Source organism: Serratia liquefaciens ATCC 27592, assembly GCF_000422085.1.
Classification (GTDB): Bacteria; Pseudomonadota; Gammaproteobacteria; order Enterobacterales; family Enterobacteriaceae; genus Serratia; species Serratia liquefaciens.
Genome location: NC_021741.1, coordinates 915,845 through 940,861, shown reverse-complemented (window position 1 = coordinate 940,861; position 25,017 = coordinate 915,845). Strand labels below are relative to the sequence as shown.

The following is a 25,017-nucleotide window of genomic DNA, read 5'->3' as shown; positions in this document are numbered from 1 at the left end:
CGCGTCTTTGGGGTAACGTTTAAGGCGGTTGAGACGACTACGCCTGCTGCAACAACATCAGCATATGGCGTTGAAACAACGCCTGTAACTCGGAATTGGACATCTCTTTTCCCAGAAGTGAAACACCCATAGGGGCGATAAAAATCACAAAATGATGATCAATAAAAGACTGGAAAACAGAGACTATAGCGGTAAAAACAAGAAACCGGCTTTACGCCGGTTTCTGAGGGATAACGGTTAGTCTTCCAACGCAGGGTCCTCATAGCGGTGCTTGGCATCCAACGCTTCCTGCTCGGTTGCGTGCTCGCTGAGCAGCGTATTGGGTTCTATATCGTCGGTGCGCACCTCGAAACGGTGCATATGCAAGCTGGGATCGCCCCGGTCAACGGCGACCACTCGGGCGGTTCTCGGATAGCCTGGTCGGTTATTTTCGCGCATGTTGATCTCCCGTGTGATTCCACAGGATTAAGTATAGCAGCGCGATTTATACCGACATGCGTGACCCCAGATCGCGATCGGCGTGATCGCCTTCCAGCAGTTGCGTCAGTTCATCGCAGGCGCAGATTTTGCCGTCACGTACGGTGAAATGCGCCAGCACCTTAACCAGACTAAGGCTGCCATCGCGCTTTTCCACCCGCACCCTATGATGCGTCAACACCGAATCGTCCTGTCCGGCAATGGCGACCATCTCCAGCGTCATGCTGCGAGTCAACTGCTTGAGCAACGCCATGTGTTGCACAAACTGCATGTAGTCCAGCGTCTTGCCGTCCACCTGTTGACGGTAATCCGCACTGAAAAGCTCAGCGATCAGCGTCGGCTGATGTTGCGGGGCGGCGACAACCTTTTGCAAGGCATCGAGCACCAGGGCTGTGGGGGTTTTCGGGGTCATGGTTGATCTCCAGAAGTGAATGACGCGGAGATCATAAAACGAACAAGGCATGGCATAATAACCACACTCGGACTTTTAATACTGCAAATCGGCCAATCATTATGATCCTGCAGAGCCAGCGACTTTGGCATGAGAAAAAACACCTGACGCCCTGGCACCAGCATGCCAGCGGACAGATCTACCTGTTGACCCATGGCATGATGGCGTTGGAAACCCGGGAGCGCCAATGGGCAATGACCGCCGGCAGTATCGGCTGGCTGCCACCCAACTGTGCGCACCAGGCACTGGCATGCGGCAACGTCGTCGGCTGGAGTCTGTATCTGCCGGAGTCCTACTGTGCGACGCTGCCGGCGCAGCCGCATCTGAGCCCTGCCTCCGCGTTGATTCAGGCGTTAATGGAACGTATTGCTCCTTTTGCCGGACAAGAGCTGGATCCGGCGCAACAACGCCTATTGCGGGTCTTGTTGGATGAGATTTCTGTGGAAGAGAGCGTACCGCTGCAGTTACCGCTACCGCAGGACGCCAGGTTGTTGAAAATCGCCCGCGCCCTGCTGAATGAACCCGCCAGCGCGCGTACCCAGAGTGACTGGGCCGCCTGGGCCGGGGTGAGCGTACGCACCCTCAGCCGCCGTTTTATCAGCGAAACCGGTGTGACCTTCGCCCGTTGGCGCCAGCAAGCACGGGTGATTCGCTCGCTGGAGCCGCTGTCGCGTGGTGAATCGGTCGGTCGAATCGCCGGCGAATACGGTTATGACAATGTCAGCGCCTATATTGCCGCCTTCCGTCAGCGTTTTGGCACCACGCCGGGGCTGTATTTTAGTCAGCCTCAGTCGGTAACAGCGCCTGACGCGTCGCGTTAAGAAACTGTTCTGACAGCGCATCGCCCTGCGTTGCCCTTGCCAACGTCAGTGCCCCCACCAGCATCGCCATCTGCACCAGCGCCTGCTGTTGTCGTTGGGGTTGTTGTTCATCTGGCGAAAGCGACTCCAGCCGCGCCAACATGGCTTTCACACCGCTCAGGTAAGCCTGATGCACGGGTTTATCCGCCTCTTCGCGCGCCACGTCACCGGCCAGAGCGGCAACCATGCAGCCTTCGCCCGGGCAGTCGCGGTGCCTGACGTTCAGATAGGCGTCAACCAGAGTCTGTAAATTGTGCTGGTCGGGCTGACGGCTGGCTGCTTCCCAGCGCTGAGCAGATTCCTCTGCCGCCCTGCGGCTGGCCACCGCCGCCAGTTCGTCCTTGGAAGCAAAATGGCCATAGAAACCACCGTGCGTCAGCCCCACGGCCGCCATCAGATCGTTAACGCTGACGCCATTCAGGCCGCGTTCGCGGAAAAGCTGTGAAGACACCTGCTCAATCGCCTCGCGATTGCGCTCCATCTGCTGCTTTGAAACCCGTGCCATGGCATTTTCTCCTTATCAATCAGGCATCATCTTAGGCTATCCACCGACAGCGCTCAATAGATGATGCCTTTCATCCAAAGAGTCAGGCGCGCGGGGTACGCGGCGCGGCAAAGCGGGAACTGTCACCGCCCTGCGCACGCGCCAGCGTGTGGGCAATCTGCCGGTGAGGCGTGCCCGGTTCAATCGCGCTGACCCGATCCAGACGCGCCATCTGCTGCTCGTCCAACGTCAAATCAAGCGCCGCCAGCGTATCCTCTAACTGGTCCAGCGTGCGCGAACCCAGAATAGGGATCAGACTGGTGCTGGAATGCGCGGCCCTGTTGCGCAGCCAGGCGATAGCAACGTGGGTCGGCAGGGCCTGGTGTTCTTGCGCAATCGCCAGCACTTCATCCAGCAACGCGGTGTCTTTTTCGCGATGCACCAGGCGCCCCAACTCACTCAATCGACCAGCATCGCTATGGCGATACTTCCCGGTCAACAAACCACCGCCCAGCGGCGACCACAGGGTGGCGGCCATCCCCAGCGCTTCGGCCATCGGCAGCAATTCACGTTCTGCGGTCCGCTCTACCAGGCTGTATTCCACCTGTATACCTGCAATGCGCGCCCAGCCACGCAGTTCTGCCAGCGTATCTGCGCGGGCAATGCGCCAGGCTGGGAAGTTGGACAACCCGGCATATTGGATCTTGCCGGCGCGGATAAGATCGTCAAAGCTGCGAACGATCTCTTCAAGCGGCGTCAGGTTGTCGGAAAAATGCGCCCACAGCAGATCGATACGATCGGTTTTCAGCCGCTTCAGGCTGCTCTCTACCGAGGCAATCATGTTTTTGCGGCTGTTGCCGGTAGAGGCAATACCCGCGTCCGGCGCAGCACCCAAGGTGTATTTAGTGGCGACCACGAAACGGTCGCGTTCGGCGGCGATGAAATCCCCTACCATCTGTTCTGACTGGCCGAATTGGTAAGTATCAGCCGTGTCGATAAAGTTGCCGCCGGCGTCGACATAACGATCGAAAACCTGTTTGGCCTGTTCTTTTTCCGAACCGTAGCCCCAGCCGGTGCCAAAGTTGCCGGTTCCTAATGCCAGTTCAGAAACGCGCAGGCCGGTATTGCGGCCAAAGGTGGTGTATTTCATGGTAAAACCTCACGATTACGTTGCATTTATCAAAATAGATGATGGTCATCATTATTTTATATATGTCATTCATCATTTATAAAAGCAAGCGCAATCTGCGGCGAAGGCAAAAACCAAGGGAAGATACGAAGCGCTCGGGCACGCGGCACGGTGCCCGAAAATGTCAGAGGGGATTACTTTACCGTTTCCAATTGCAGTACGGCGAGGATCTTTTCAACCACCTGCTGTGGGTTACCGGTACCGTCCATCACGTAGTGCGCGGTCTCCTGATACAAGGCCTCGCGGGCGGCCAGCACTTCCAGCATCTCCTCAGCGATCGGACGACCGGTCAGCGTGGGGCGTTGCGCGTCTTGCGGGTACTCTTCCAGCCGCTGCGCCAACACCTCGGCCGGTGAGCGCAGATAAATGACGGTGCCGTGCTGACGCATAAATTGACGGTTCTCTTCCGCCAGGATCGCACCGCCACCTGTGGCAACTACAGTTGACGGTTGGGTGACGGTTTGCAGAGCAATGCTTTCACGGCGGCGAAATCCCAGCCAGCCTTCATTTGCGACCATTTCCGCCACGCTCATTTGCGTGGTCTGTTGCATAAACAGATCGGTATCGGTGAATTGATAGCCCAGCGCCAACGCCAGTGCACTGCCCACCGTGGTTTTACCGGCGCCGCGCGCGCCCACCATGAAAATGGTTTGTGTCATTACGGGTTGTCCCTTATACGGTGACTTGAATGCGTTAGCACGCCAAAATCCAGCGTGCAGATCGTGCGATGGCGTAGTTGCTGCATCATACCGCCATCAGCCTGTATTTCAATATTTACGATAGTGTAAATTCCATGGCACAGCGGCTGCCTGCAGCAAAACCCTGCGCCACCTCTTCCGCCAACCTTGCCCTCAACGACAGGCTGAGCCGTTCGGCGGCTATCGGACTGAACCCCAGACGCCGGTAATAAGGCGCATTCCAGGGCACGTCAATAAAAGTGGTTAGCGTCAGGCGCTGCGCGCCCGATAACGCGGCCAGTGCCGCAACCTCAACGAGCAGGTGGCGCCCGATGCCCTGACGTTGCCAGTTGGCAGCCACAGACAGTTCGGCGATATGCCAATCCTGCTGTTGTGGCACGACGGCGATAAAGCCGGCAACCTCCCCCGCCGCACCTTCCGCCAGCCATTCATTCTGTCGCTGAATAAAATCAGCATGCTGCTCTGCGCTCATCACCGGACCTTCAGCGATAAAACGCCAGGCCGGTTGTTGATGAAACAGCTGCGCCGCCGAGCGCTCAACGGCTATCAGTTGAGCGATATCCTGTGGCTGCGCCAAACGGATTTGCAGGCTCATCGGGTTCTCCTTAACAACGGGGCCGGCTATTTAACCAGATTTCCCCGACGGCAGATACCTGCTCGCCGGGACGTATTCCTGTACGAAAAATCAGAAGTCGACACTGGCGCGCAGCACCACTTCTCGCGGTTCCCCTACAGCCACGCGCAAATTGCCGCCGCTGGAAGGGTAATAGGTTTTGTCGAACAGATTCTTCACGTTCAATTGCCACTTCACCCGATAACCCTGCACCGGCATGGTGTAAGCGGCGAAGGCATCGGCAACGGTGTAATTATCAAGACTGAAACTGTTGGCAGCGTCGCCTGGACGACGGCCAACATAACGCGCCCCTGCGCCAATGCGTACGTTGTCGCCGCTATACAGCCCTGGGGAACCCAGATCCTGCGTCAGGAACAGCGAGGCGGTATGGCGCGCCACGTTGGTCATCTCCTTACCCTTGTTGTCCGGGTCATCTACCACCCGCGCATCGGTGTATGCGTAAGATCCGATCATGCTTAACGAATCAGTGATGTTGCCGGCAACATCCAATTCCACGCCCTGCGAGCGTACGCGTCCGGCGGTTCGGGTGACGGTTTCACCACCCACCAGTTCGCTGACCATCACGTTACGTTTGGTGATGTCGAACAACGCCAGGGTCCCGGTAACGCCGTTGGGCAATTCGACCTTGCTGCCGACTTCCCAGGCCTTACCCTGTTCCGGCGGCAATGAGCCAATCTGGCTGGCAATGGACGAGTTTGGCTTGAAAGACTCGGTGTAACTGCTGTACAGCGACACATAGGGCGTCAGTTTGTAGACCACCCCGGCGCGCGGCACCAATTTGCCGTCGGAGCTGTCGGTGTTGGTGACAAACGGCCGCCCTTTACCGGCAAAAACGTCAAAAGCGTCATAACGCAGCCCGCCCATCACCAACCATTTATCGGTCAATTGAACGGAATCCTGCATAAACCAGCCGTAGCTGGTGAGGTTTTCACGCTGATCGCTGTCTTTGGCACTGACGGCGTTCGAGGTTGGCATCAGGCCATACACCGGATCATAGATATTGAAATCGCTGTTCTTCTTGCCACGGATCATATCGCCGCGGTAGGTACGGTTATCTTCAAAATCAAAGCCAAACAGCATCTGGTGGTTGATGCTGCCCCAGTCAACGTCACCGTTGAGCGTCAGCTGTACCGCGTTGGCATGGCTGACAGCATGGGCGGTGGAGTCGGCCTGGCGCGACAGCACGCCAGTTTCAGGATCCAAAGCCAGCGCGCGCGCCTGATTGTCACTGTAACTGTTACGGCTATAGGCGTAGGTCAGAGAGCTTTTCCAGCTTTCATTCAGCACCTGATCAACCTGCAGGGTGACGCTGTCCTGATCGCCCCGCGTGGCGTTATAACTTTCGTCGAAACGGCGGTCGCGCGGCGTATTTACCGGCTTGCCGGTGCGTGAATCAATGATGGTGCCGCGGTCAAACGGCACCAGATATTCCATATGTTCGTAGGCAACGCGTACCGTGGTGCTCTCGCCGTACCACATCAGCGACGGCGCAATCACCGTTTGGCGGTTACGGCCAAAGTTACGCCAGTAATCGGTTTCATCGTGATCGACAATCATCCGGTAGGCGAACCCGGAGGTACCAAGCGGACCGGTGACGTCCAACTGACCACCGCCGCCCTTGAAGCTGCTGCCCCAGCCTTCCACATGGGTGCGCTGCTGCAGCTGCGGCTTTTTGGTGATCATGTTGATCATCCCGCCCGGTTCCCCCATGCCGTAAAGCATCGAAGCCGGGCCTTTCAGCACCTCAACCCGCTCAGTGGTCGGGGTAAAATTACGCGCCTGCACCGAACGCACGCCGTCACGCAAAATGGAGCCGTCGCGGTTATCACCAAAACCGCGCTTCATCACCGCGTCCTGGGTACCGCCCAAGGTGTTCGCCTGGGTAATGCCACTGACGTTATACAGCGCTTCATCCAGGCTGCTGACCGCCTGATCGGTAAGCACCTGCTGCGGCACCACGTCGATTGCCTGCGGCACGTTCAGCAGGCTGGTCTCAGTTCGGGTGGCGGTCACGCTGGTCAGCGGCTGATAACTTTGCACGCCCTTCGCAGAGGCCTGGCCGACCACCACCAGGGTTTCCCCTGGTTCTTTTTCGGCGGTTTTGTCGGCGCCGATCGCCGGAGCAGAAGCACAGGCCGCCAGAGGCAGTGCGCACCACCAGCCGCGCTGGGTATTATTCATTTTGTAACTGACTCCAATAGGTCCCTGAAAAAGGTAACGGCAAAAATTGTTGATAGAGTTGCTTAAAGGTCTGTTGCGGGTTGATGTCAGCAAACAGATCCGGGTAAAACGCTTTGGCGAACATTTCGACCGCCACGACGTGGTACGGGCTGAGATAGAAGTTGTGCCAGATACTCCAGGCCTGATGATTTTTTATCGCTTTCAGGTTGGCGAGCATCGGCTGTTTTTGCATGATCTGACGGAAGCTTTCATCCGCTTCCTGCTGGGTAACCAGCGGCCCCAGACGCAAATCGGAAAAGCGCTTACCCTGTGGACCGGCCATGCCGGTGGCAATGTAAATATCAGGATTGGCGGTCAGAATGGTTTCCGGGTTCAGTTCCCCATAAACCCCTTTGATACTGGCGCTGGCGATATTGTCGCCGCCGGCAAAGGCCAGCAGATCGCCGAGATTGCCATGAGCCGCGGTGGTGCAGCAGGTTTCACGCCGCCCGAGGTGCAAATGCAGCATGACCTTGGGCTTTGGCCCCCGATAGCTGGCCAGACGCTGCTGGATCACCGCCATATGCTGCTGGTAGAAGTCGATAAACTGCTCCGCACGCTGCTGACGGTTGAGCACCTCACCCAGCAGTCGAACGCTGGGTACGGTGTTATGCAGCAGGTCGACCCGTAAATCGACGTAGATAACGGCAATACCCGCCTTACTCAGCGCCGTTAGCAGCAAATCGCTGTCGCCCTCCTCCTTCGCATAGCGGGCAAGGATCACCAGATCCGGTTTCAACTGGATCAGATTTTCAATGTTAACCTGGCGGAAGTTGCCCTTGCTGATAGAGGGTATGGCTTTGATCTGAGGAAATTTCTGCGTATACAGCTGCCAGCTTTGCGCATCGAAACGCGCCATGTCTTCCGGCCAGCCGACAATTCGTTGTGCAGGATTACCCGGCTCCAGCAACGCCAGGGTATACAGCATGCGGCTTTCGCCAACCACGATGCGCTGCGGATTATCCGGCACCTCAACCTGGCGACCAGTGATGTCGGTGACCATTTTCGCCTGAACGTTAAAAACGCCAAGCAGCAAGGAAAACAGCAGTAACATGAGGGAATTGCGCATGGGTAAGCCGGATCGGTAAAATATGCGCGCATGATAATCACTCTCATTAACACTTTCAATCACAACGCTTGGCGGATCGGTTAAATCCGCTGAATCACGCTATTTCGGCGCTGATACGTGAAAAATCGCTGTAAATGCCGTTTTATAAAGTTAAAAAATCGGTCGATAATGCGATCTGTGGCAAGCCAGATTGCAGATAATTCAGGAGGTACCGAGATGACCCAACGTATTATTCCATTGGCGGAGTGCCCACAGTTCAGCGACGTTTGCGCCGCATGGGCGTTTGGTCAATGGGGTTCGCAACGCGGCGGTTCACTGGAACGCACGCGCCAACGCTTTGCCCAGTGCGCGCAGCCGAGCGAAGATTACACCACCCTGCTGGCGATCGAGGACGAACGCCCGCTGGGCATGGCCAGCCTGTGGCCGAGCGACGATCATCATCGGATGGACCTTTCTCCCTGGCTGGCCGGCGTATTCGTCCACCCGGATCACCGTCGCCAGGGCATTGCGCAACGGCTGGAGGCGGCCATCGTGTTGTTGGCACGCCAACGCAATCACCCCGTATTGCACCTGATCACCGATAAATCCGAGGCGCTGTATGCGGGTTGGGGCTGGCAGACCATCGAACGCCGACGGCAATATGATGGCGAAGTGGTGGTGATGGAAAAAAAGCTGGGCTAACGCGGCGTGCAAATGTAAACCAACGCCGGCGGGAAGTTGCGCACCACCCGCAGCCGCTTCCAGTGAAAATAGCGGGACAGCAGCTTTTCCGACAGGTGGCTGTACTGAAACAGCACCAAGGTTCCGTTGCGCGCGAGCAAACGCTGCTGGGCCTGCTGCAAAATACGCATGCTGATTTTTAGCGGGATCGACAGCAACGGCAGGCAAGAGAACACCACGTCATAATCGCCGGCCATCTCTTCAGCCGAGCGATCCATCACTTGCAGGCGACGATCGTCAATTTTCCGCAGCTGATGAACAAAATGAGATTGGATTTCAAAGGCCTCGAGCGAAGCATCTGCACGCATCCGGCCTAATATCCGTTTGGTCAGCACGCCGTCCGCCGCGCCCAGTTCGGCGATCGACAGCGCCCCGGTCCATTCAACCTGATTCAACATCGCCTGACATAGCCAGGGGGAAGAAGGTGCCAGCGTACCAATGGTGCGCGGCGAAGCCATAAACTGCTGGAGGTAGGAAAAGTGGTTTTTCAGTTGCAGCCGTGTCGCGTTTAACATTGGGGCCTCCTTAGGTTGAGTAGTCACCAATCTGACCCCAATTCCTTAAGTATTCATTAACATGTTTCCTAAAACCGCCGACACAGTTGTAATAAAATGCAACCGAGCGCAGATAAAAAAGGGTGTGGAAATCATCGTCAGGTAATCAAGCAATTGCATTACCGGTCAGATTATTATCCACACCCGTTTATTTTATCGGCCACCTGTTACAGTGGCCGAATTTTATTTACTGCAGACGATTAACGATATATTTCTGCATTACCGCGCCAGTTGCTGGAATCCCCCGGGGTGTCCAACCCGATAATACGAATGCTGCTGGCGCCGTCCGCCTGAGCTTTTTCTTTCAGTGCGTGAACCGCATCGCCCGGAGAACCGCTAACGCCGGAAACCGACACTACGCCAAGGCTTTGCATACCGCTGGCCTGCTCTGTATTGATCTGTTTTACCGATGACAGCGGCGCTGCAAAGGAAGAGAATGAAGCGGCTGCCAAAAGAACTGCTGCGATGCCAGGTAATAGTTTCATAATGAACTCCAGATGTTTTTGTTTATTTTCTCGTATCAGTGGAGTTAATTATCTACCAGGCAATGAAAGCAGACGTAATCCAATGTAAAGAACATCAATCATTGTGATGAAAATAAGGAGGAAGTACGTGCAGGTATGTCTCTGGCAGGACAAAGCGGGTCTATACCGTCACTCTACCCCTGACAGATGACAATTTAAAGTCCGTTTGGCCAAGGAATATAAAAACCGCCCCTTTTAAGATTCTTCTCCCCGCAACCGCGACTGAACTACGCTATTTCCGAAGGTTATCATTATGGAAGGACTCCCTATGTCGCAAACCTTACTGCGTGTTCGTGATGGTCATGGCGCTTCGGTTTCGTTTTCGGAACTGCTGTTCGATCTGATTTACGTTTTTGCCGTTACCCAACTTTCCCACTACCTGCTGCACCATCTGACGCTGACCGGCGCGGTGGAAACGCTGCTGCTGTGGTTCGCCGTTTGGCTGGCCTGGCAATACACCGCCTGGGTCACCAACTGGTTTAACCCGGATACCCGTCCTATCCGTATTCTGCTGTTTGGCATCATGTTGTTGGGCCTGTTCGCTTCTTCTGCTCTGCCACAGGCCTTTGGCGAACGCGGGCTGACTTTTGCGCTGTTTTACGTGGCGATCCAGGTAGGCAGATCGTGCGTGGTGCTGAAGCTGCTGCCCGCCGGCCATCCACTGAAACAAAACTTCCGCCGTATTTTTGGCTGGATGTGTATTTCAGCGGTGTTCTGGATCCTTGGCGGCCTGGCGGAAGGTCATAACCGACTGGTGCTGTGGGCCCTGGCCGTATTGTGCGAATACGTTTCGCCGATGTTCGGCTTCCGCTTACCGGTGCTGGGTCGCTCCGACAGCAGCAGCGAATGGACTATCGAAGGCCATCATCTGGCGGAACGCTGCCAACTATTCGTGATCGTAGCGCTGGGGGAAACCATTCTGATTACCGGTTCGACCCTCAGCGAAATGGAGTCCTGGAGCGCGCCGGTGCTGATTGCCTCACTGGTGGCGTTTCTCGGCAGCCTGGCGATGTGGTGGGTCTATTTTGATACCAGCAGCAAAGCCGGCAGCCATGCTATCAGCCAGGCGGAAAACCCCGGCCAACTGGGCGCTAACTTCCATTACGTACACGTGGTGCTGGTTGGCGCGATCATCGTCTGCGCCGTTGCCAATGAACTGGTGATCGCCCACCCTGACGGCCATATCGACAATGTGACGGCAGCAGTGCTGCTGCTGGGCCCGGCGATTTACCTGCTCGCCAACGCACTTTACAAGCGGTTGGTGTATCGTCGGTTCCCGCTTTCGCACCTGGTGGGATTGATCGCTTTGGCGGTATTGGCGCCGATAGCCTACCTCACCGATTTACTGATGGTGAATGGCCTGACCACGTTGATTATGGTGGCCGTCGCGGTGTGGGAGAGTATTTCACGCGGCAGAACGCCGCAGGCCGGCGGCTTTCACTGATAAACCAGAAAACAGGGGGCGGTGCGCTATTGAGACGTCGCCCCCTGTTGCCTTATTTACTTCAGCGGTTGCGGTAGCGTCAGCACCCACAGCTCGCTAAGCGATTCCGGTTTCTCCAGCGGTTGCAGCTCGATACGGGTGGATACCGCTTTGCCGTCCAGGCTCAGGCTGCCCTGTTTATCCAGCTGATAATCGCCGATTTTCTTGGCCTTGGGTTGTGCGTCCACCAGCTTGGCCTGCAGGCCAAAATCGTTATCGTTAATCACCGCCAGGGTGCGATCGTCAATTAGCGACAGGCCCTCTACCTTCTCTTGTTGCCAACCCAATTTACGCAGATCCACCACTTCACGTTTCTGCGCCAGCTTCACGCCGCGCTTGGCGAGATCTTTGGCATCGTCAAACTCCAGCGCCTTTCCTTTACCTTCGAAAGCCGTCAGATCGCTCGCCTGGCTGAGATCGACCAGATAGATCTTATTGATCATCTGCTTGTCTTTATCGCTGCCCTGCTCAACCAGCAGGATATGTTGGTTATCCACCGCCACGATGTCACCCACCTTGGCGTCTTTGGCTTTTTTATAGCTGTCGATATCGATCGGATAGCCGTACATGGCCGTTTTGCCGCTGGCCGGATCAAAACTGACCAAGCGCGTAAACTGCGCCTTGTTTTTACTCTTGCCGTCGACGTCGAGCGTACTCTGCACCGCAGCCAGAATGCGGCCGTCCGGCAAACGAGTGATCCCTTCGAAGCCCCGGTTCGGCTGGCGCCACTTGATGATATTCGGTAACCCGCTGGCCACCGCTTGCTCCCCCTGCTCCGGGGTCGGGCCGTATTTGGCGAGGATCTTGCCCTGATTGTCGATATGGATCAGGAATGGGCCATATTCATCACACAGCCAATAGCCGCCTTTACCGTCCGGCGTGATGCCTTCGGTATCCAGCCCACGTCGATCGCTTTCCAACGTTTTCAGCGTGTCGCTCAGCGCTACTTCATTGGTTGAACCAATCAACCCCGCCGGTAGCGGTAATCCGCTGATAGGGCCTTGCTGGTCATGCAGCGGACGCAAGTTGCTGGCGACCGCCTTGCCGTCGCCAACACGAATATCCATCAGCAACGGCACAAACTGCGGATTAGCGAAGATTTTCGCTTCCTGATCGCCTACCGCAGGCGCGTCGGCATTCGGGCCGCGATCGGTCAACGTCGTTAACAGCAAGTCCTTACCCTCACGCCCATTGAATACCAGGCCCGATCCGATACCCACCGGTAATCCTTGCGGGAAATTCTTGGCGAATGCTCCCTGATAACTCACATGCTCGCCACCCGGAAAACTGACAATATAACGCGCCACTTCAACGTCGGTGGCAGCATAAGAAAACAGGGGGAACAACGCGCTGATTAACAGCGAAACTGATTTTATTTTCATGATGTTGGCTCAGTGTTATGGGGGTAGAGTTGGCAGCTTGCTAAGGTATTAGTCTTACATGACAGCCTGATGACAAACGGACCTAATGCTATGAATTGCAGCAACAATTAAATATGGCAAATAGGAATTAGCAATTAACGCAGACAATTCGAATGGAAAAAACAGATAGAAAATCAAATTTAACCATAGCTATTTTCCGCTAAAAACACCTATACCAGCTAAGCTTAGGGTAAATTCTTATAACAGCGATAAAAAAAACAGCAAACGCACGAAAAACCTAAGAATAGGGATGAAGTCGCATAGACAAAATTAATTCCCGGGGATTTAATACCCGCTGTTACTCAAGGTGCATTAAGAAATTACTTATAGAAACCTGCATTAATTTAAAAAGGTGTTCTATAGTTTTTAGTGCTAACGCCCGTTAGTATTTTCCGTGGGATGGAATCTATGTCAAAGCGACTTTTTGCCGAATTTTTTGGCACATTTTGGTTGGTGTTCGGTGGTTGTGGTAGCGCAGTATTAGCAGCTGCATTCCCACAACTGGGTATTGGTTTTCTTGGTGTCGCACTCGCTTTTGGTCTGACTGTAGTCACTATGGCTTATGCCGTTGGCCATATTTCTGGCGGGCACTTTAACCCGGCCGTTACCGTAGGTTTATTTGCCGGCGGTCGCTTCGCCGCGAAAGACGTTATTCCCTACGTGATTGCTCAAGTGATTGGCGGGATTGCTGCAGCGGCGGTGTTGTATTTGATCGCCAGCGGCAAAGCAGGTTTTGATCCTACCGGCGGCGGCTTTGCTTCCAACGGTTACGGTGAACATTCACCGGGCGGTTATTCTCTGCAATCCGCGATTGTTATTGAATTGGTATTGACCGCATTCTTCCTGATCGTTATTCATGGCGTGACAGATAAACGTGCACCGGCAGGATTTGCTCCGCTGGCCATCGGTTTGACATTAACGCTGATCCACCTGATCAGTATTCCGGTAACCAATACTTCTGTTAACCCGGCACGCAGTACCGGTGTAGCAATATTCCAGGGAACCTGGGCATTGCAACAGCTTTGGGTATTCTGGCTGGTGCCATTAGTCGGTGGTGCTATCGGCGGCCTGATTTATCGCTGCCTGTTGGAAGACAAGAAGTAATTTATACCCGGTAATGTTCTGTCAGGGCAGCCGCTATATCCAATGGACTTCCGGTTATCGCTAATCACGCGGTAATCGTAAAGATAGAGGGTATATAGGCTGCCCTGAAATTATTTATCCTCTGACCGCCTCAAACATCATAATATCGCTGGTGAATGAGCCGTCCGGCTGAATGGCAAAATGCTGCAGCACCTCTTCAGAAACCCCCTGTTGCAACGCTCGGATCGCGGTAACGAAATGCTCCGGCGTACGCATACGCGCGACCCAACTGCTGAATTCCAGATATAACCTGTCCGACGTCACTTCCCGTACCAGCAGCCCTGATTCAGTCAGTAACCCCAACCATTCACCCGGCGCATAATTGCGGACATGCGAAGTGTCACGCAGCACCTCAACGGTTTGCAGATAGATATCCAGCAGCGGATGCCCCGGTGAGACCACATCCATAAAGATCGCTCTGCCGCCCGGTTTCAACACCCGGCGCACTTCGCGCAGCGCCTGGCCGACATCATGCCAATGGTGGGCCGAATAGCGGCTAATCACCAGATCGAAGCTGGCGTCCTCAAACGGCAGTGATTCCGCGACGCCCTGCTGCACCTGAATATTATTGAAACCTTTCTCTACCGCGGCCTGGCTCACTACCGCCAGCATTTGCGCCGACAAATCGTAGGCCACAACCTGAGCCACTTTCGCTGCGGCGATAAAGCTGGCATGCCCGGCCCCACACCCCAGATCCAGCAGCCTGGCATCGGGATAAGGCTCCAGCAACTGAGACAGTCGCTGCAGATCCTTCCCCTGTGCATGAACTGCGCTGGTCAGATAGGCGCTGGCCTGCTCACCAAATTGACGATCGACCGCATTTTTATGGCTGTTGCTGTTGCTCATATGTGCTTCCTTTTTTGTCTGGCTTGCGCCGGTGCCGGATGGCTTTTTTATTACTATAATCAGCTTAATATACGGGTACAATATGAGCAGTTATCCTAGTATGAACAGGTACCAGCCTATGCAATCTGAAGCCTTATCCGGCCCCAAAGCCCTCGGCGCTTTCCTGCGTGCGCACCGTGAACGCATCACGCCGGAAATGCTGGGTTTACCCACCGCACCACGCCGCCGCACCAGTGGACTGCGCCGTGAAGAGCTGGCGCAAATCAGCGGTATCAGCGCCACCTGGTATACCTGGATCGAGCAAGGCCGCGAGGTATCCATCTCGCCGCATACGCTGGCGCGTATCGCCAAAGCACTGCGGTTAGGGCATGCCGAGCGCCACTACCTGTTTACCCTGGCGCGAGTCGCAGACCCCGAACAGGAGCAACCTCACGAAGCCGACAACAGCGCGGTGCTGCAAAGCGTTAACCAGGTAACGGTGCCTTGCTACCTGCTGGATATCACCTGGAATGTCGTCGCCTGGAACCCGGCGGCGGAAAGCCTGTTCTGTGGTTGGCTGGGCCAAGCCGCTACGCCCAATCTGCTGCACTTTATGTTTTTCCACCCGTTAGCCAAAACGCTGGTCAGCGACTGGGAGGAACGGGCACGCCGCGTGGTCGCCGAGTTTCGTGCCGAAACCAGCCACCATCAAAATACCGAAGAGATGCGGGCTTTCGTCCGCAACATGACGCACAACAGCGAAGCCTTCCATCACTGGTGGAAACAGCATGACGTACTGGCACGCGAGGGGGGCGAGCGTACCTTCGCTCATGTGCAACACGGGGAGCTGCGCTATCGTCAACTGACGTTTAATCCATCGGAAAATAGCGGTCTGAAACTGGTGATGCTGATCCCTCTGACGTAACGGGTAACAAATTCATAAACAGGTTTACCTGCCATTTATTTATTGGTTCATCTAAACGCGCTAGGGTGACAGTTACCGATGATATCTATCATCCAGTATCGTTATTCATCTCCTAGAGGTAATCCTATGCAATCCGAAGAACAACGTCTTATCGATGGTCTGTTTGGCCGTTTGAAAGAAGCCGAGACCAAGACGGGCCAGAGGGATCTCCAGGCAGAGCAGCAAATCAACCAACACATCCGTGAACAGCCTTCCGCGCCTTATTACATGGCTCAGGCGATGATCATTCAGGAAGCGGCGCTGAAGCAGCTCGACCAGCGGGTGAAGGATCTGGAGAGCCAGATTGCCCAGCAACAGCAAAATAACGCCAACCAACAAAGCAGCGGCGGCTTTCTGGCCGGGCTGTTTGGTGGCGGTAATCGCAACGCGCCAAGCCCGCGCGAGCAGTATCAGGCGCAACAGCAGAATAACGCGGCATGGAACAACCAGCCGCAGGGAGGCTATGCTCAACAGCAGCAACCGGCCTACAGCCAACCGCAGCAGGCAGCACCTTCACGTGCCGGCGGGTTCCTCGGCGGGGCATTGCAGACTGCCGCCGGCGTGGCAGGCGGTGTGGTGCTGGCCGACATGTTGACCGGTATGTTCCGCCATTCACAACCACAGGAAATTGTTAATATTATCGATGAAACGCCGGCAACACCGGTGGATGACAGCGCGATGAATAATTTCGACGCGTCCAACAATCTCGATACCTTTAACAACGGCGGTGATAGCCGCTTCCTCAACCAAGATAACGGCTTCCAGAACGCGGATTATCAAAACGACGATAACACCGATTTCGCCGACGACGACTACAGCGACGACGATTCGTTTATCTGATCCTTCCCCCCCTTTCCACCCGGAGGGGGGGGGCTGTTTCTTCTTCCGCACCGCTGGTCTACAGTTAAACCTGTCCAATCACAGCAGGTTACGCAAGCTATGCCGAAGATGAACCCTATCGCCCCCTATGCAAGCACTCGCCTGTTGATGCGTCCGCCGGTGGCCGACGATTTGCCGCGTTTTTACGCCATTTTTGGCGATCCCGACACCCAGCGATTTAATCCCGCAGGCCCCATCGCCAGCGAAGAACAGGCACGATTGGCGCTGACGGGGCGGATCGAAAATTGGGCGCAACACGGCTATGGATCCTGGGCAATTGCACTGCGTGAGCAGCCGGAGTGGGTCATTGGCTTTGGCGGGTTGTCCTGGCGGCCGCTAGGGGCACAGCGCACGGTGAACTTGGGCTATCGTTTTGATACGCAGGTTTGGGGCAGCGGCTTGGCCACTGAGTTGGCGCAGGCCTCGCTGGAGTATGGTTTCAAGCATCTGCAGTTGACAGAAATTTCGGCTATTGTGCGCGAAAAAAATCTGGCCTCATGCCGCGTGCTGGAAAAAGCGGGGTTACGTGTGGTCGATACTCTGGATGACGTGCCCGGCGATACGCCAAGCCTGGTTTACAGCATTACGCGCAGTGAGTATCAGGGCTGCTGAGCCGGCGGTTCATCATTGATCTTCGCCAGCGCCCGACGGTAGGACTTAACCTTTTGGCGCTTCTTCAACCAGGTGGTGGTTGAGACAATAAAAATTAGCCCGGACATGGTCAGCACGCCGATCGGGTGGCCGTAAAACACCATAAGGGCGAAATAAATAGCGGAGACAATCGCCACCCATTTTGCCGTATTTCCCACCGCATTCTTCTCCTGACTCAAACGGCGGATGTACTCTTCTTCACTGATCCCCATACGCGCTCCTTTTTAGCTGAACGTTCCACTATATTGGGGCGGAATGATGATAATTCAATCGATTAAAGGGTAAAGAAGCGTAAAGCTCAGCGAGATTGCTCACGACGATCGCGCAGATAACGCCCCGGCAAAACCTCTCCAGGCAACGCCGTGCCAGCATTGCGGCCAAATAACCTATAGCGATTGCTCGCCACTGCATTGTAAAACCTATCCGCCAGGCGCTGCGGCAAAAAGCGCGCCAGCGCCAACAGGCGAAATGGCCAGCCAAGCTGACGCAACGCCTGAAAAAACGCCGCCGAACGCAACCAATGTCGGCCCGGTTCAAGATAAACGATGGAGTCAAAACGGTCGGTAGGCAAGGCCAGCCAATTCAGGATTGCCTGACCTTCTTCGGATTGCACCGTGGCCAACAGGATCTTGCCCTGTCGATCGGCACGAATCAAAAATCTCACCAGCCCGTGACACAAATTACATTCGCCATCGAATAACAGCACCCGGTCACCGGGCTGGAGATAAGGGGGGAGCGTTGACGGATTCATCCTGCCTCCTGAGGTTTACCCCAGACTAACGCGCATTCCCCTTCAGAACCAGCGGGGCCGCTTACGGCGCTGGGGACGCAGGTGGCGTATCCGGCAATGCCACTACCGAGATTCGTACTTCGTAATGCTTGGCGTTACCGGCAGGGATCACCGAAGTCAGCTTATTGATGGTTTCAGTGGGATTATCGCTGGCGGAAGTCGCACAGAACAGCTCACCGCCGTGGCAGAAGCCCGGTTTAGGCATATGCCCACCAGGGAAAGGAGGTAAGCGGAACTGCTGTTCTGCAGGGGGGACGTTTTTTTCTACCGGAGCCGGAGCGGAAAGCGCGCTAACGCTGAACAGCGTCACGGCAGCCAGCACAGGAAGCGTCAGTACTTTGATTGCATTTTTCATGTTGTCGATCTCATTTGCCGGGATTGGGCCTAACCTACCCCGCCCCCGGCCGATGAGAAAGCCGCTTTTCACGACCTTTGCATCCCGATGATCTTTGCTTACATCTCTCCGCTAACGTGATGAAAGCTTAAGGATTGTGTAAAGGTCGTTCGGCTTTTCTTTCTATTTTGATTACTTGCCTTTGGTCAGCGTGCTGTAGCTGGTCATCAGGTTGCGGTAATCGGGAATGTGGTTGGAGAACAAGGCCCCCAGCCCTTCGACATCGTTGCGCCAGTCGCGGTGCAGCTCACACGCGACGCCAAACCAGGTCATCAGTTGCGCGCCTTCGGCTTCCATACGGCTCCAGGCCGATTGACGCGTCAGCTCGTTGAAGGTGCCGGAAGCATCGGTGACTACGAACACTTCGAAACCTTCGCTCAGGGCAGACAACGCCGGGAAGGCCACGCACACTTCGGTGACGACACCGGCGATAATCAACTGTTTGCGGCCGGTGGCTTTCACTGCCTTGACGAAGTCGTCGTTATCCCAGGCATTTATCTGCCCAGGGCGTGGAATAAAGGGTGCATCGGGGAATTGAGCTTTGAGTTCAGGGACCAGCGGGCCGTTGGGGCCGTCTTCGAAGCTGGTGGTCAAAATAGTCGGCAGGTTAAAATACTTCGCTAAATCACCCAGTGCCAGTACGTTGTTTTTAAAACGATCGGGATCGATATCGCGTACCAGTGAAAGCAGCCCTGCCTGATGATCCACCAGCAAAACGGCAGCCTGATCCTTATCGAGGCGTTTGTAATTTGCAGTCATGGTTTACTCCTGTGGGGTGTTGATTATTGCGGTTAAAGGTTGCCTTGGCCAAGAGGCCAAAGTGCAAAGGTTACCTAAGTGTAGAACCGGATCCGGAGGTGTTTTTCCGGATCGGCTCTAAGATATGCGGTGAGGGCTTAGCCGGCGTGGTTCTCTGCCGTCATGCTGCCGAACTTGCCGCCGTTGAAGTCACGGAAAGCCTGCTGGATTTCCGCGTCGCTGTTCATCACGAACGGGCCATAACCGACGATAGGCTCATCGATCGGCTCGCCGCTCAGTACCAGCAAGCTGACATCATTGTTGGCTTCGAGGGTGATTGAATCCCCTGCACGGTCAAACCTGACCATTTGGGTTTCGCGCACCACTTCTTCACCGTTAACATGAATCGCGCCATGCAGTATCACCAGCGCCAGCGTATGCCCTTCCTCCACCGTCAACGTGGTGGTATGACCGGCATTCAGCTTCATGTCCCAGACATTAAGCGGGCTAAAAGTACGTGCCGGACCGGCGTGGCCGCCGAAGTTACCGGCAATCACCCGCACCTGGCCTGCGCCATCCGCCAGTGGAACCACCGGGATATCCGCATTCAGCAGCGTCTGGTAACCCGGCTCAGCCATTTTGTCCTTGGCCGGCAGGTTCACCCACAGCTGAACCATTTCCATGGTGCCGCCGTTGCGCGAGAAATCCCGTGAATGGAACTCTTCGTGCAAAATACCCGAGGCGGCGGTCATCCACTGTACGTCACCGGGGCCAATCACCCCGCCGCTGCCAGTGGAATCACGGTGCTCCACTTCGCCTTGGTAGACGATGGTGACCGTTTCAAACCCGCGATGCGGATGCTGACCCACGCCGCGGGTGCCGGAGGCAGAGCGGAACTTGGTTGGCGCAGCATGATCCAACAGCAGGAACGGGCTCATTTCTGCCCCCAAATCGTTATAGGAGAACAGCGAATTCACCAGGAAACCGTTGCCGACCCAGTGGGCTTCAGGGCTGTTGTAAATACCGAGGATCTTTTTCATCTTGAACTCCTGTTTCAGGTCTCACGACCTTAAGTTGATGTCAGAAGTTTAATCCTGCGGCGTTTGCCGCAGTAGTAGGCAAGATGTACACTCAGTGTTCTACATATAGAACGATGGTAAGGGCAGGCAATGTTCACCGATTTGAACGATCTGTTTTATTTCGCCAGCGTAGTCGACCATCAGGGCTTCGCCCCCGCCGGCCGGGCGCTGGGTATCCCCAAGTCCAAACTGAGTCGACGCATAGCGCTACTGGAAGAACGCCTGGGCGTACGCCTGATCCAACGCTCGACGCGACGGTTTTCCGTCACCGACGTCGGTCTGAATTACTATGCGCACTGCAAGGCCATGCTGGTAGAAGCCGATGCCGCACAGCAAGCCATCGAACAAACCCGCGCCGAACCCTGTGGCACGGTGCGCATGACTTGCCCGGTGGCCATTCTGCACACCCGGGTCGGTAGCATGGTGGCGGCCTTTATGGCCGATTACCCGAAGGTCACGGTGCATCTGGAAGCGACTAATCGCCGGGTAGATGTGGTGGGTGAAGGCCTGGATCTGGCCATCCGCGTGCGGCCGCCGCCGCTGGAAGACAGCGATCTGGTACTGAAAATTTTGGCGCAGCGCACCTGGTGCATCGCCGCCAGCCCGGCGCTGGTTCGAACCCTGGGCCCAGTGGAAAAACCGGAAGAGCTGCATAAATACCCCACCCTGGATCTCGGTCCGGCACGCGCACAGCACCTGTGGCAGTTGACCGGGCCGCAGGGAGAAAAAATGGAGTGGGAACACAGGCCACGGCTGGTGACGGACGATATGCTGATGCTGCGAACTGCGGCGATTGCCGGTGCAGGGATCGTGCAATTGCCGTCAATGATGATGCGTGACGATATGCTGCGCGGTGAGTTGGTGCAGTTGCTGCCGGGTTGGCAACCGCAGGGCGGCGTGGTGCATGCGGTTTACCCGTCACGCCGCGGCCTGCTGCCGGCGGTGCGGCTGCTGCTCGACTATTTGGGGCAGCAGTTCGCCAGCATCGAAGAGGAGTGATCAGGCGGTGATTTCGATGGCGTTACCGTCCGGATCACGGATGATCGCCTCATAAAAACCGTCCCCTGTCCAGCGTGGCGCCGCCTGCAGGATCCCCTCCTGCTGCGCGCGCTGCGCCAACTGATCGACACGGCTTTCCTCTCCCACCGACAAAGCAATATGCGCCCAACCCACACGTTCACTGGCCTGCTCCGCTGACAGCAGATCCGGCAAACTCATGATTTCCAGCGTTGGCCCCGCCGCAAGGCTGACAAAGCGGGAAACAAACCCCGGACGGTTCCGGCTAACGTATTGTTCCCCGGCAACGCCGTCAAAATACCGCTGCCAGAACGTCACCTGGGCATCAATATCGCGGGTCCAGAGTGCAACATGGGCTATTTTCATCTCAGTCTCCAATGGGTGAATCGCTGTACAACACTTTGCCGCCACTGTGCGTGATCTGCTGTTCGAGCTGCGGATGACGGCCAGGTGGCGTGACTAAATAATCGACCCGATGGGCGGGCAGAAAGCTGTAGGGGGCATAGGTGTTGAGTTTGTCGCCGGTACATAGCACCGCCAAGTTGCCTGACCGCGCCAGCAGACGCTTCTTGAACTGGGCATCCTGATAATTCAGCGCCGAGAAACCGCAGCCCGGGTCATAAGCACAAATGCCGACGAAAGCGAGATCAAAGTAAAAATCGTCGATTTCCTGTACCGCCTTGGCGTCCACACAGCCGCCAATGTCGGCATCCAGCTCGCCGCCGATTAAAATCGTGCGGATCCCCGGCTGGTCCAGCATTTTGCCGGCAATAGTCAATGCGTTAGTCACCACCGTCAGCCGCAAATCGCGCGGCAACAGCTCGGCTAAATAAAGGTGGGTACTGCCGGCATCGAGGAAAATAACCTGCCCTTCCTTGACCAATGCCAGCGCAGCCAGCGCCAGTGCCTGCTTCTCGTCACCGCTCAATTGCAGCCTTGCGCTGATAGGGCCGGTTGCCGGCGTGGGTGCCAGAGCACCGCCATAAATGCGTTTACACAGGTTTTGTGCCGCCAACTGGCGCAGATCGCGCCGAATGGTGGCCTCGGTGGTGTTCAGGCGTTCCGCCATTTCAACCGCCAGTACTCGCCCCTGCTGCTGCAAGGTAGCGAGGATCGCGTCGTGGCGCTGATTGGGCAACATTTTGGACATTCGGTTTCTCGATGGCGAACAAGTGATCACAAATGTACACAAACGTGCATAAACGTACAAATTTTTATGCAACGCTACGAAAGGGTAGCACTGGGCTAGACTGAAACTTTACGTCTCAAATAAAGGACTATTGATGACCTCAGCCGTGCTTTATACCTTATTCCCCGCCGCAGCGACCGTCATTGGCGCCGCCATCGCGCTGTACCGCCGCCCTGGCGATGCCGCCATGCGCATCATTCATCACTTTACCGCTGGTATCGTCTTTGCCGCGGCCGCGACCGAAATTCTGCCCGACCTCAAGCAACAATCGCCCTGGGCAGTACTGCTCGGTGGTGCCGCAGGTGTGCTGATGATGCTGCTGGTCAGGCGTTTGGGCGAACGGGCTCAGGGGCCGGTGGGCTTTGTGGCAACCGTCGGCGTGGATATTTTTATCGATGGCCTGGTGCTGGGCATCGCCTTCGCTGCCGGTGCAAAAGCGGGCCTGTTATTGACGCTCGCGCTAACGTTGGAAGTGCTGTTTCTGGGGCTGTCGATCGTGGGCGATTTACGTGATTTTTTCGGCCGACGGATAAAAGCCATGCTGGCGATTGGCGGCCTGGCTCTGCTGTTGCCACTAGGCGGTATGCTGGGTGCGCCGATTGCCATGCTGGGGGCATTCTGGCTAACCGCGTTTCTGGCCTTCGGCCTGATTGCCTTGCTCTATTTGGTCACGGAGGAGTTGCTGGTTGAGGCGCATGAAGGAGGTAAAGATACCCCGCTCGCCACCGCGATGTTTTTTGTCGGTTTTTTACTGCTGTTGCTGCTGGAAGAAGGGATGGGTTAAAACTCAGGAATTTTACGGGGTTATTACCTCACCCCAAGTGATTTGGCTATACTGAGGCGAGCAAGGTTACCGCAGAACGTAACGGCTTGGGCGCTAAGGGAAAAGGATGCTGTCAAAAATTGCGAAGTGGCTATTTCAATTGCCGGGCAGGCTGTTTGGGGGCATTTTCAGGAGCCGCCTGACGATTTTTATCTTCTTTATGCTGATTGCCGCTGGGGTTTTCAGCGCCAAACGCTATCTGCGAGCCGATCAAAATGACGATGAGTTTGTCGCGACGGCTACCACAGATTACAACCGGGCCATCCAGCGTGAAATGCCGATGCGCGAAGCACGCGAACAGTGTGGTGGCCCGCTGCATGACAATGCCGGGCAACCCTGGCCTCTTTCGGCCGGCTACCTGCATCAGCCGGAAGGCAAAGCCGCCAACCCACTGCAACAACTGACGCTGGATAATCAAAACAACAATTTTGCGGTGTTGGTCAAACTGGAGACGCCGGGCGCGCCACAGCGTTTGGCGGAAGTTTTTATTCCCGCAGCCGGCAGTTTTAATATCAAAACCAACCCGGCCGGGGAATACGTGATGAAAATTAAAAACATCAAAACCGGCTGTAACTTCCGCTCCAAACCTTTCACCCTGAGTCGTCATCAGGATTGGCGGCTGTCGCTGAAACTGCAAACGGACGGCAGTGTGCAATACCAGCCGATCAGCGACCGCGAGTTTTAATCGCGAGGCTTATTTCTTCACCGGATGATCGCGGCGGAATAATTCCCAGCTTTCGATTTCCTGACCGTTCGGCAAGGTACAGGTGGAATACTGGCCGTCAGCATTTTGCTTGGCGTTCAGCTTGCCGCCGATCTTGGTGCAATACACGTCCGCCGGGTTCGCCATGCCAATTGGTTTTACCTGCGGCGGCGGTGGCGCATCGTTAGATTTCATGCTGCAGCCCTGTAATATCGCCATCCCTGCCAGCAGGGAAACCATCAGAATTTTTTTCATTTTTTCTCTTACCACTCCCGGTCTATTTCACGTCGCAGATAGCCGGCCCGTTTGAAATACGGCGGGGAAAGTTAAAAACGGCGGCAGCCGGAGCATACCGCCGTTCAAGCTATCAGGAAATAAAGGACGCGCCCTGTTTCAGGACCAAATCACAGGCTTTTTGCTTCACTTTTTCAGTGATTTGCGAAGTGCCCAGGCTGTTCAGATCCAGACTCTTGCCTTCGCCGGTTTTCAGCAGACCGCCCAGCCCTTGCTGGTAGTCCTGGCTTTTAGCGTTCTCCGTGCTGGTGATGCCCAATTTGCTCAGCAGTTGGTCTTTCACCGCTTCGGTGCCGTTGGCCGACAGGACGTTATTTTTCACGCAGTACTGCAAGATGCCGGCCGCGTTGGTCATGCTGCTGGAGCTCAGCGCTTTGTCGCCACCGTTCAGTAAACCGGTCAGGGAAGACAGTGAAGTGCCACTGGTGCTGCCACCCGATTTACTCAGTTCACCGGCCGCGCTGCTGAGGGAATCCATCAGGCCGGCTGCCTGAGCGGCGCCGCAAGTCATGGCGGAAGTCAATGTCAGCGCCAGCAGTAAACGATGCTTGGTGTTCATGGGGTAAAGCTCCTGTTTATCTCGCCATCTTTTCAGCATCCCCCCTTGCCATTGGCAACAGGAGAAAGCGGATGGGCGAATCGTGTGCAATCAGCGCAATGCGCCGGGTCACCTCTTGGGACGCCACCCACGGCGACAAGTTCCTTTTAGCCGGCAATACGGCGTTTTTTCAGAATTCAGGTAAT

The 25,017-nt window shown here is 55.7% G+C and carries 31 protein-coding genes; 10 read left to right on the top strand and 21 right to left on the bottom strand.

Translation table 11 applies throughout. The features are described 5' to 3' along the window. Nucleotides 1-237: 237 nt before the first annotated feature. Both M495_RS04340 and M495_RS04335 read right to left on the bottom strand, forming a co-directional pair. Nucleotides 238-438 carry a YaiA family protein gene (locus tag M495_RS04340; RefSeq protein WP_020825429.1) on the bottom strand — a complete coding sequence of 67 codons (201 nt, stop codon included), beginning with the start codon at nucleotides 436-438 and terminating at the stop codon, nucleotides 238-240. Between the two features lie 46 nt (nucleotides 439-484). Beyond that, nucleotides 485-889 (bottom strand): nuclear transport factor 2 family protein, encoded by a 405-nt coding sequence (locus M495_RS04335; RefSeq protein ID WP_020825428.1) that lies wholly within the window; start codon nucleotides 887-889, stop codon nucleotides 485-487. A 101-nt stretch (nucleotides 890-990) separates the two neighbouring features. Between M495_RS04335 and M495_RS04330 the strand changes: the two genes are divergently transcribed. Then, the gene (locus tag M495_RS04330) at nucleotides 991-1,749 is read left to right on the top strand and encodes a helix-turn-helix domain-containing protein (RefSeq protein ID WP_020825427.1); all 759 of its coding nucleotides are present in this window, start codon (nucleotides 991-993) and stop codon (nucleotides 1,747-1,749) included. Here the strand turns inward: M495_RS04330 and M495_RS04325 are convergent. The 6 genes from M495_RS04325 to M495_RS04300 form a co-directional block, all read right to left on the bottom strand. Continuing rightward, nucleotides 1,706-2,293 (bottom strand): TetR/AcrR family transcriptional regulator, encoded by a 588-nt coding sequence (locus M495_RS04325; RefSeq protein WP_020825426.1) that lies wholly within the window; start codon nucleotides 2,291-2,293, stop codon nucleotides 1,706-1,708. The two genes, M495_RS04330 and M495_RS04325, sit on opposite strands and share 44 nt — an antisense overlap. An 82-nt stretch (nucleotides 2,294-2,375) precedes the next feature. Continuing rightward, nucleotides 2,376-3,422, bottom strand: a complete 1,047-nt coding sequence (locus tag M495_RS04320; RefSeq protein ID WP_020825425.1) for an aldo/keto reductase — start codon at nucleotides 3,420-3,422, stop codon at nucleotides 2,376-2,378. A gap of 173 nt (nucleotides 3,423-3,595) precedes the next feature. Then, on the bottom strand, nucleotides 3,596-4,120 hold the full coding sequence (gene aroL, locus M495_RS04315; RefSeq protein WP_020825424.1) for a shikimate kinase AroL: 525 nt from the start codon (nucleotides 4,118-4,120) through the stop codon (nucleotides 3,596-3,598). A gap of 115 nt (nucleotides 4,121-4,235) precedes the next feature. Further along, on the bottom strand, nucleotides 4,236-4,754 hold the full coding sequence (locus M495_RS04310) for a GNAT family N-acetyltransferase (RefSeq protein ID WP_020825423.1): 519 nt from the start codon (nucleotides 4,752-4,754) through the stop codon (nucleotides 4,236-4,238). A 90-nt stretch (nucleotides 4,755-4,844) separates the two neighbouring features. Next, nucleotides 4,845-6,974: a TonB-dependent siderophore receptor gene (locus M495_RS04305; RefSeq protein ID WP_020825422.1), complete on the bottom strand. Its 2,130-nt coding sequence runs from the start codon at nucleotides 6,972-6,974 to the stop codon at nucleotides 4,845-4,847. Continuing rightward, the gene (locus M495_RS04300; protein WP_020825421.1) at nucleotides 6,967-8,082 is read right to left on the bottom strand and encodes an ABC transporter substrate-binding protein; all 1,116 of its coding nucleotides are present in this window, start codon (nucleotides 8,080-8,082) and stop codon (nucleotides 6,967-6,969) included. Before M495_RS04300 ends, M495_RS04305 begins: the two co-directional genes overlap by 8 nt. 216 nt (nucleotides 8,083-8,298) lie before the next feature. Here M495_RS04300 and M495_RS04295 point away from each other — a divergent pair, with 216 nt between their 5' ends. Continuing rightward, nucleotides 8,299-8,763, top strand: coding sequence for a GNAT family N-acetyltransferase (locus tag M495_RS04295; RefSeq protein WP_020825420.1), 465 nt, complete (start codon nucleotides 8,299-8,301; stop codon nucleotides 8,761-8,763). Here M495_RS04295 and M495_RS04290 read toward each other — a convergent pair. Next, entirely contained in the window at nucleotides 8,760-9,317 is a 558-nt protein-coding gene (locus M495_RS04290; protein ID WP_020825419.1) for a class I SAM-dependent methyltransferase, read from the bottom strand. The genes M495_RS04295 and M495_RS04290 overlap by 4 nt on opposite strands. A gap of 239 nt (nucleotides 9,318-9,556) precedes the next feature. After that, complete coding sequence (locus M495_RS04285; protein WP_020825418.1) at nucleotides 9,557-9,841, bottom strand: YdgH/BhsA/McbA family protein; 285 nt, start codon at nucleotides 9,839-9,841, stop codon at nucleotides 9,557-9,559. A 307-nt stretch (nucleotides 9,842-10,148) separates the two neighbouring features. On the opposite strand from M495_RS04285, the gene M495_RS04280 reads away from it, so the two are divergent. Next, nucleotides 10,149-11,324, top strand: a complete 1,176-nt coding sequence (locus tag M495_RS04280) for a low temperature requirement protein A (protein WP_020825417.1) — start codon at nucleotides 10,149-10,151, stop codon at nucleotides 11,322-11,324. Nucleotides 11,325-11,380: 56 nt separating this feature from the next. On the opposite strand, the gene M495_RS04275 is transcribed toward M495_RS04280, so the two are convergent. Continuing rightward, nucleotides 11,381-12,745 carry an esterase-like activity of phytase family protein gene (locus M495_RS04275; RefSeq protein WP_020825416.1) on the bottom strand — a complete coding sequence of 455 codons (1,365 nt, stop codon included), beginning with the start codon at nucleotides 12,743-12,745 and terminating at the stop codon, nucleotides 11,381-11,383. Between the two features lie 447 nt (nucleotides 12,746-13,192). Between M495_RS04275 and aqpZ the strand changes: the two genes are divergently transcribed. Further along, nucleotides 13,193-13,888, top strand: a complete 696-nt coding sequence (gene aqpZ, locus M495_RS04270; RefSeq protein ID WP_041414261.1) for an aquaporin Z — start codon at nucleotides 13,193-13,195, stop codon at nucleotides 13,886-13,888. Between the two features lie 114 nt (nucleotides 13,889-14,002). Here aqpZ and M495_RS04265 read toward each other — a convergent pair whose 3' ends face one another. Continuing rightward, nucleotides 14,003-14,773 (bottom strand): class I SAM-dependent methyltransferase, encoded by a 771-nt coding sequence (locus tag M495_RS04265; protein ID WP_020825414.1) that lies wholly within the window; start codon nucleotides 14,771-14,773, stop codon nucleotides 14,003-14,005. A gap of 118 nt (nucleotides 14,774-14,891) precedes the next feature. Between M495_RS04265 and M495_RS04260 the strand changes: the two genes are divergently transcribed. From M495_RS04260 to M495_RS04250, 3 genes are all read left to right on the top strand, one after another. Next, nucleotides 14,892-15,677, top strand: coding sequence for a helix-turn-helix transcriptional regulator (locus tag M495_RS04260; protein ID WP_020825413.1), 786 nt, complete (start codon nucleotides 14,892-14,894; stop codon nucleotides 15,675-15,677). A gap of 126 nt (nucleotides 15,678-15,803) precedes the next feature. Continuing rightward, entirely contained in the window at nucleotides 15,804-16,556 is a 753-nt protein-coding gene (locus M495_RS04255) for a DUF2076 domain-containing protein (RefSeq protein WP_020825412.1), read from the top strand. A 99-nt stretch (nucleotides 16,557-16,655) separates the two neighbouring features. Next, complete coding sequence (locus M495_RS04250; protein ID WP_020825411.1) at nucleotides 16,656-17,207, top strand: GNAT family N-acetyltransferase; 552 nt, start codon at nucleotides 16,656-16,658, stop codon at nucleotides 17,205-17,207. Here M495_RS04250 and M495_RS04245 read toward each other — a convergent pair. The 5 genes from M495_RS04245 to M495_RS04225 all read right to left on the bottom strand — a co-directional run bounded on the left by M495_RS04245 (nucleotide 17,195) and on the right by M495_RS04225 (nucleotide 20,208). After that, on the bottom strand, nucleotides 17,195-17,458 hold the full coding sequence (locus M495_RS04245) for a hypothetical protein (protein WP_020825410.1): 264 nt from the start codon (nucleotides 17,456-17,458) through the stop codon (nucleotides 17,195-17,197). The genes M495_RS04250 and M495_RS04245 overlap by 13 nt on opposite strands. Nucleotides 17,459-17,544: 86 nt before the next feature. Next, nucleotides 17,545-17,997, bottom strand: a complete 453-nt coding sequence (locus M495_RS04240) for a thiol-disulfide oxidoreductase DCC family protein (protein WP_020825409.1) — start codon at nucleotides 17,995-17,997, stop codon at nucleotides 17,545-17,547. A gap of 61 nt (nucleotides 17,998-18,058) precedes the next feature. Further along, nucleotides 18,059-18,391, bottom strand: a complete 333-nt coding sequence (locus tag M495_RS04235) for a hypothetical protein (protein WP_020825408.1) — start codon at nucleotides 18,389-18,391, stop codon at nucleotides 18,059-18,061. A 171-nt stretch (nucleotides 18,392-18,562) separates the two neighbouring features. Then, the gene (gene ycaC, locus M495_RS04230) at nucleotides 18,563-19,189 is read right to left on the bottom strand and encodes an isochorismate family cysteine hydrolase YcaC (protein WP_020825407.1); all 627 of its coding nucleotides are present in this window, start codon (nucleotides 19,187-19,189) and stop codon (nucleotides 18,563-18,565) included. A 137-nt stretch (nucleotides 19,190-19,326) separates the two neighbouring features. Then, nucleotides 19,327-20,208, bottom strand: a complete 882-nt coding sequence (locus tag M495_RS04225; RefSeq protein WP_020825406.1) for a pirin family protein — start codon at nucleotides 20,206-20,208, stop codon at nucleotides 19,327-19,329. Between the two features lie 129 nt (nucleotides 20,209-20,337). Here M495_RS04225 and M495_RS04220 point away from each other — a divergent pair, with 129 nt between their 5' ends. Then, nucleotides 20,338-21,246 carry a LysR family transcriptional regulator gene (locus tag M495_RS04220; protein WP_020825405.1) on the top strand — a complete coding sequence of 303 codons (909 nt, stop codon included), beginning with the start codon at nucleotides 20,338-20,340 and terminating at the stop codon, nucleotides 21,244-21,246. On the opposite strand, the gene M495_RS04215 is transcribed toward M495_RS04220, so the two are convergent. Together M495_RS04215 and M495_RS04210 are read right to left on the bottom strand one after the other, a co-directional pair. Next, nucleotides 21,247-21,630 (bottom strand): VOC family protein, encoded by a 384-nt coding sequence (locus M495_RS04215; RefSeq protein ID WP_020825404.1) that lies wholly within the window; start codon nucleotides 21,628-21,630, stop codon nucleotides 21,247-21,249. A gap of 1 nt (nucleotide 21,631) precedes the next feature. Beyond that, on the bottom strand, nucleotides 21,632-22,414 hold the full coding sequence (locus tag M495_RS04210) for a DeoR/GlpR family DNA-binding transcription regulator (RefSeq protein WP_020825403.1): 783 nt from the start codon (nucleotides 22,412-22,414) through the stop codon (nucleotides 21,632-21,634). 133 nt (nucleotides 22,415-22,547) lie between these two features. On the opposite strand from M495_RS04210, the gene M495_RS04205 reads away from it, so the two are divergent. Continuing rightward, complete coding sequence (locus M495_RS04205; RefSeq protein WP_020825402.1) at nucleotides 22,548-23,237, top strand: ZIP family metal transporter; 690 nt, start codon at nucleotides 22,548-22,550, stop codon at nucleotides 23,235-23,237. A gap of 106 nt (nucleotides 23,238-23,343) precedes the next feature. Beyond that, nucleotides 23,344-23,961, top strand: a complete 618-nt coding sequence (locus tag M495_RS04200) for a hypothetical protein (protein WP_020825401.1) — start codon at nucleotides 23,344-23,346, stop codon at nucleotides 23,959-23,961. A gap of 9 nt (nucleotides 23,962-23,970) precedes the next feature. Here the strand turns inward: M495_RS04200 and M495_RS04195 are convergent, their stop codons facing one another. After that, nucleotides 23,971-24,234, bottom strand: a complete 264-nt coding sequence (locus M495_RS04195; RefSeq protein WP_020825400.1) for a putative hemolysin — start codon at nucleotides 24,232-24,234, stop codon at nucleotides 23,971-23,973. 112 nt (nucleotides 24,235-24,346) lie between these two features. Continuing rightward, on the bottom strand, nucleotides 24,347-24,832 hold the full coding sequence (locus M495_RS04190; RefSeq protein ID WP_020825399.1) for a DUF2501 domain-containing protein: 486 nt from the start codon (nucleotides 24,830-24,832) through the stop codon (nucleotides 24,347-24,349). Between the last annotated feature and the right edge of the window lie 185 nt (nucleotides 24,833-25,017).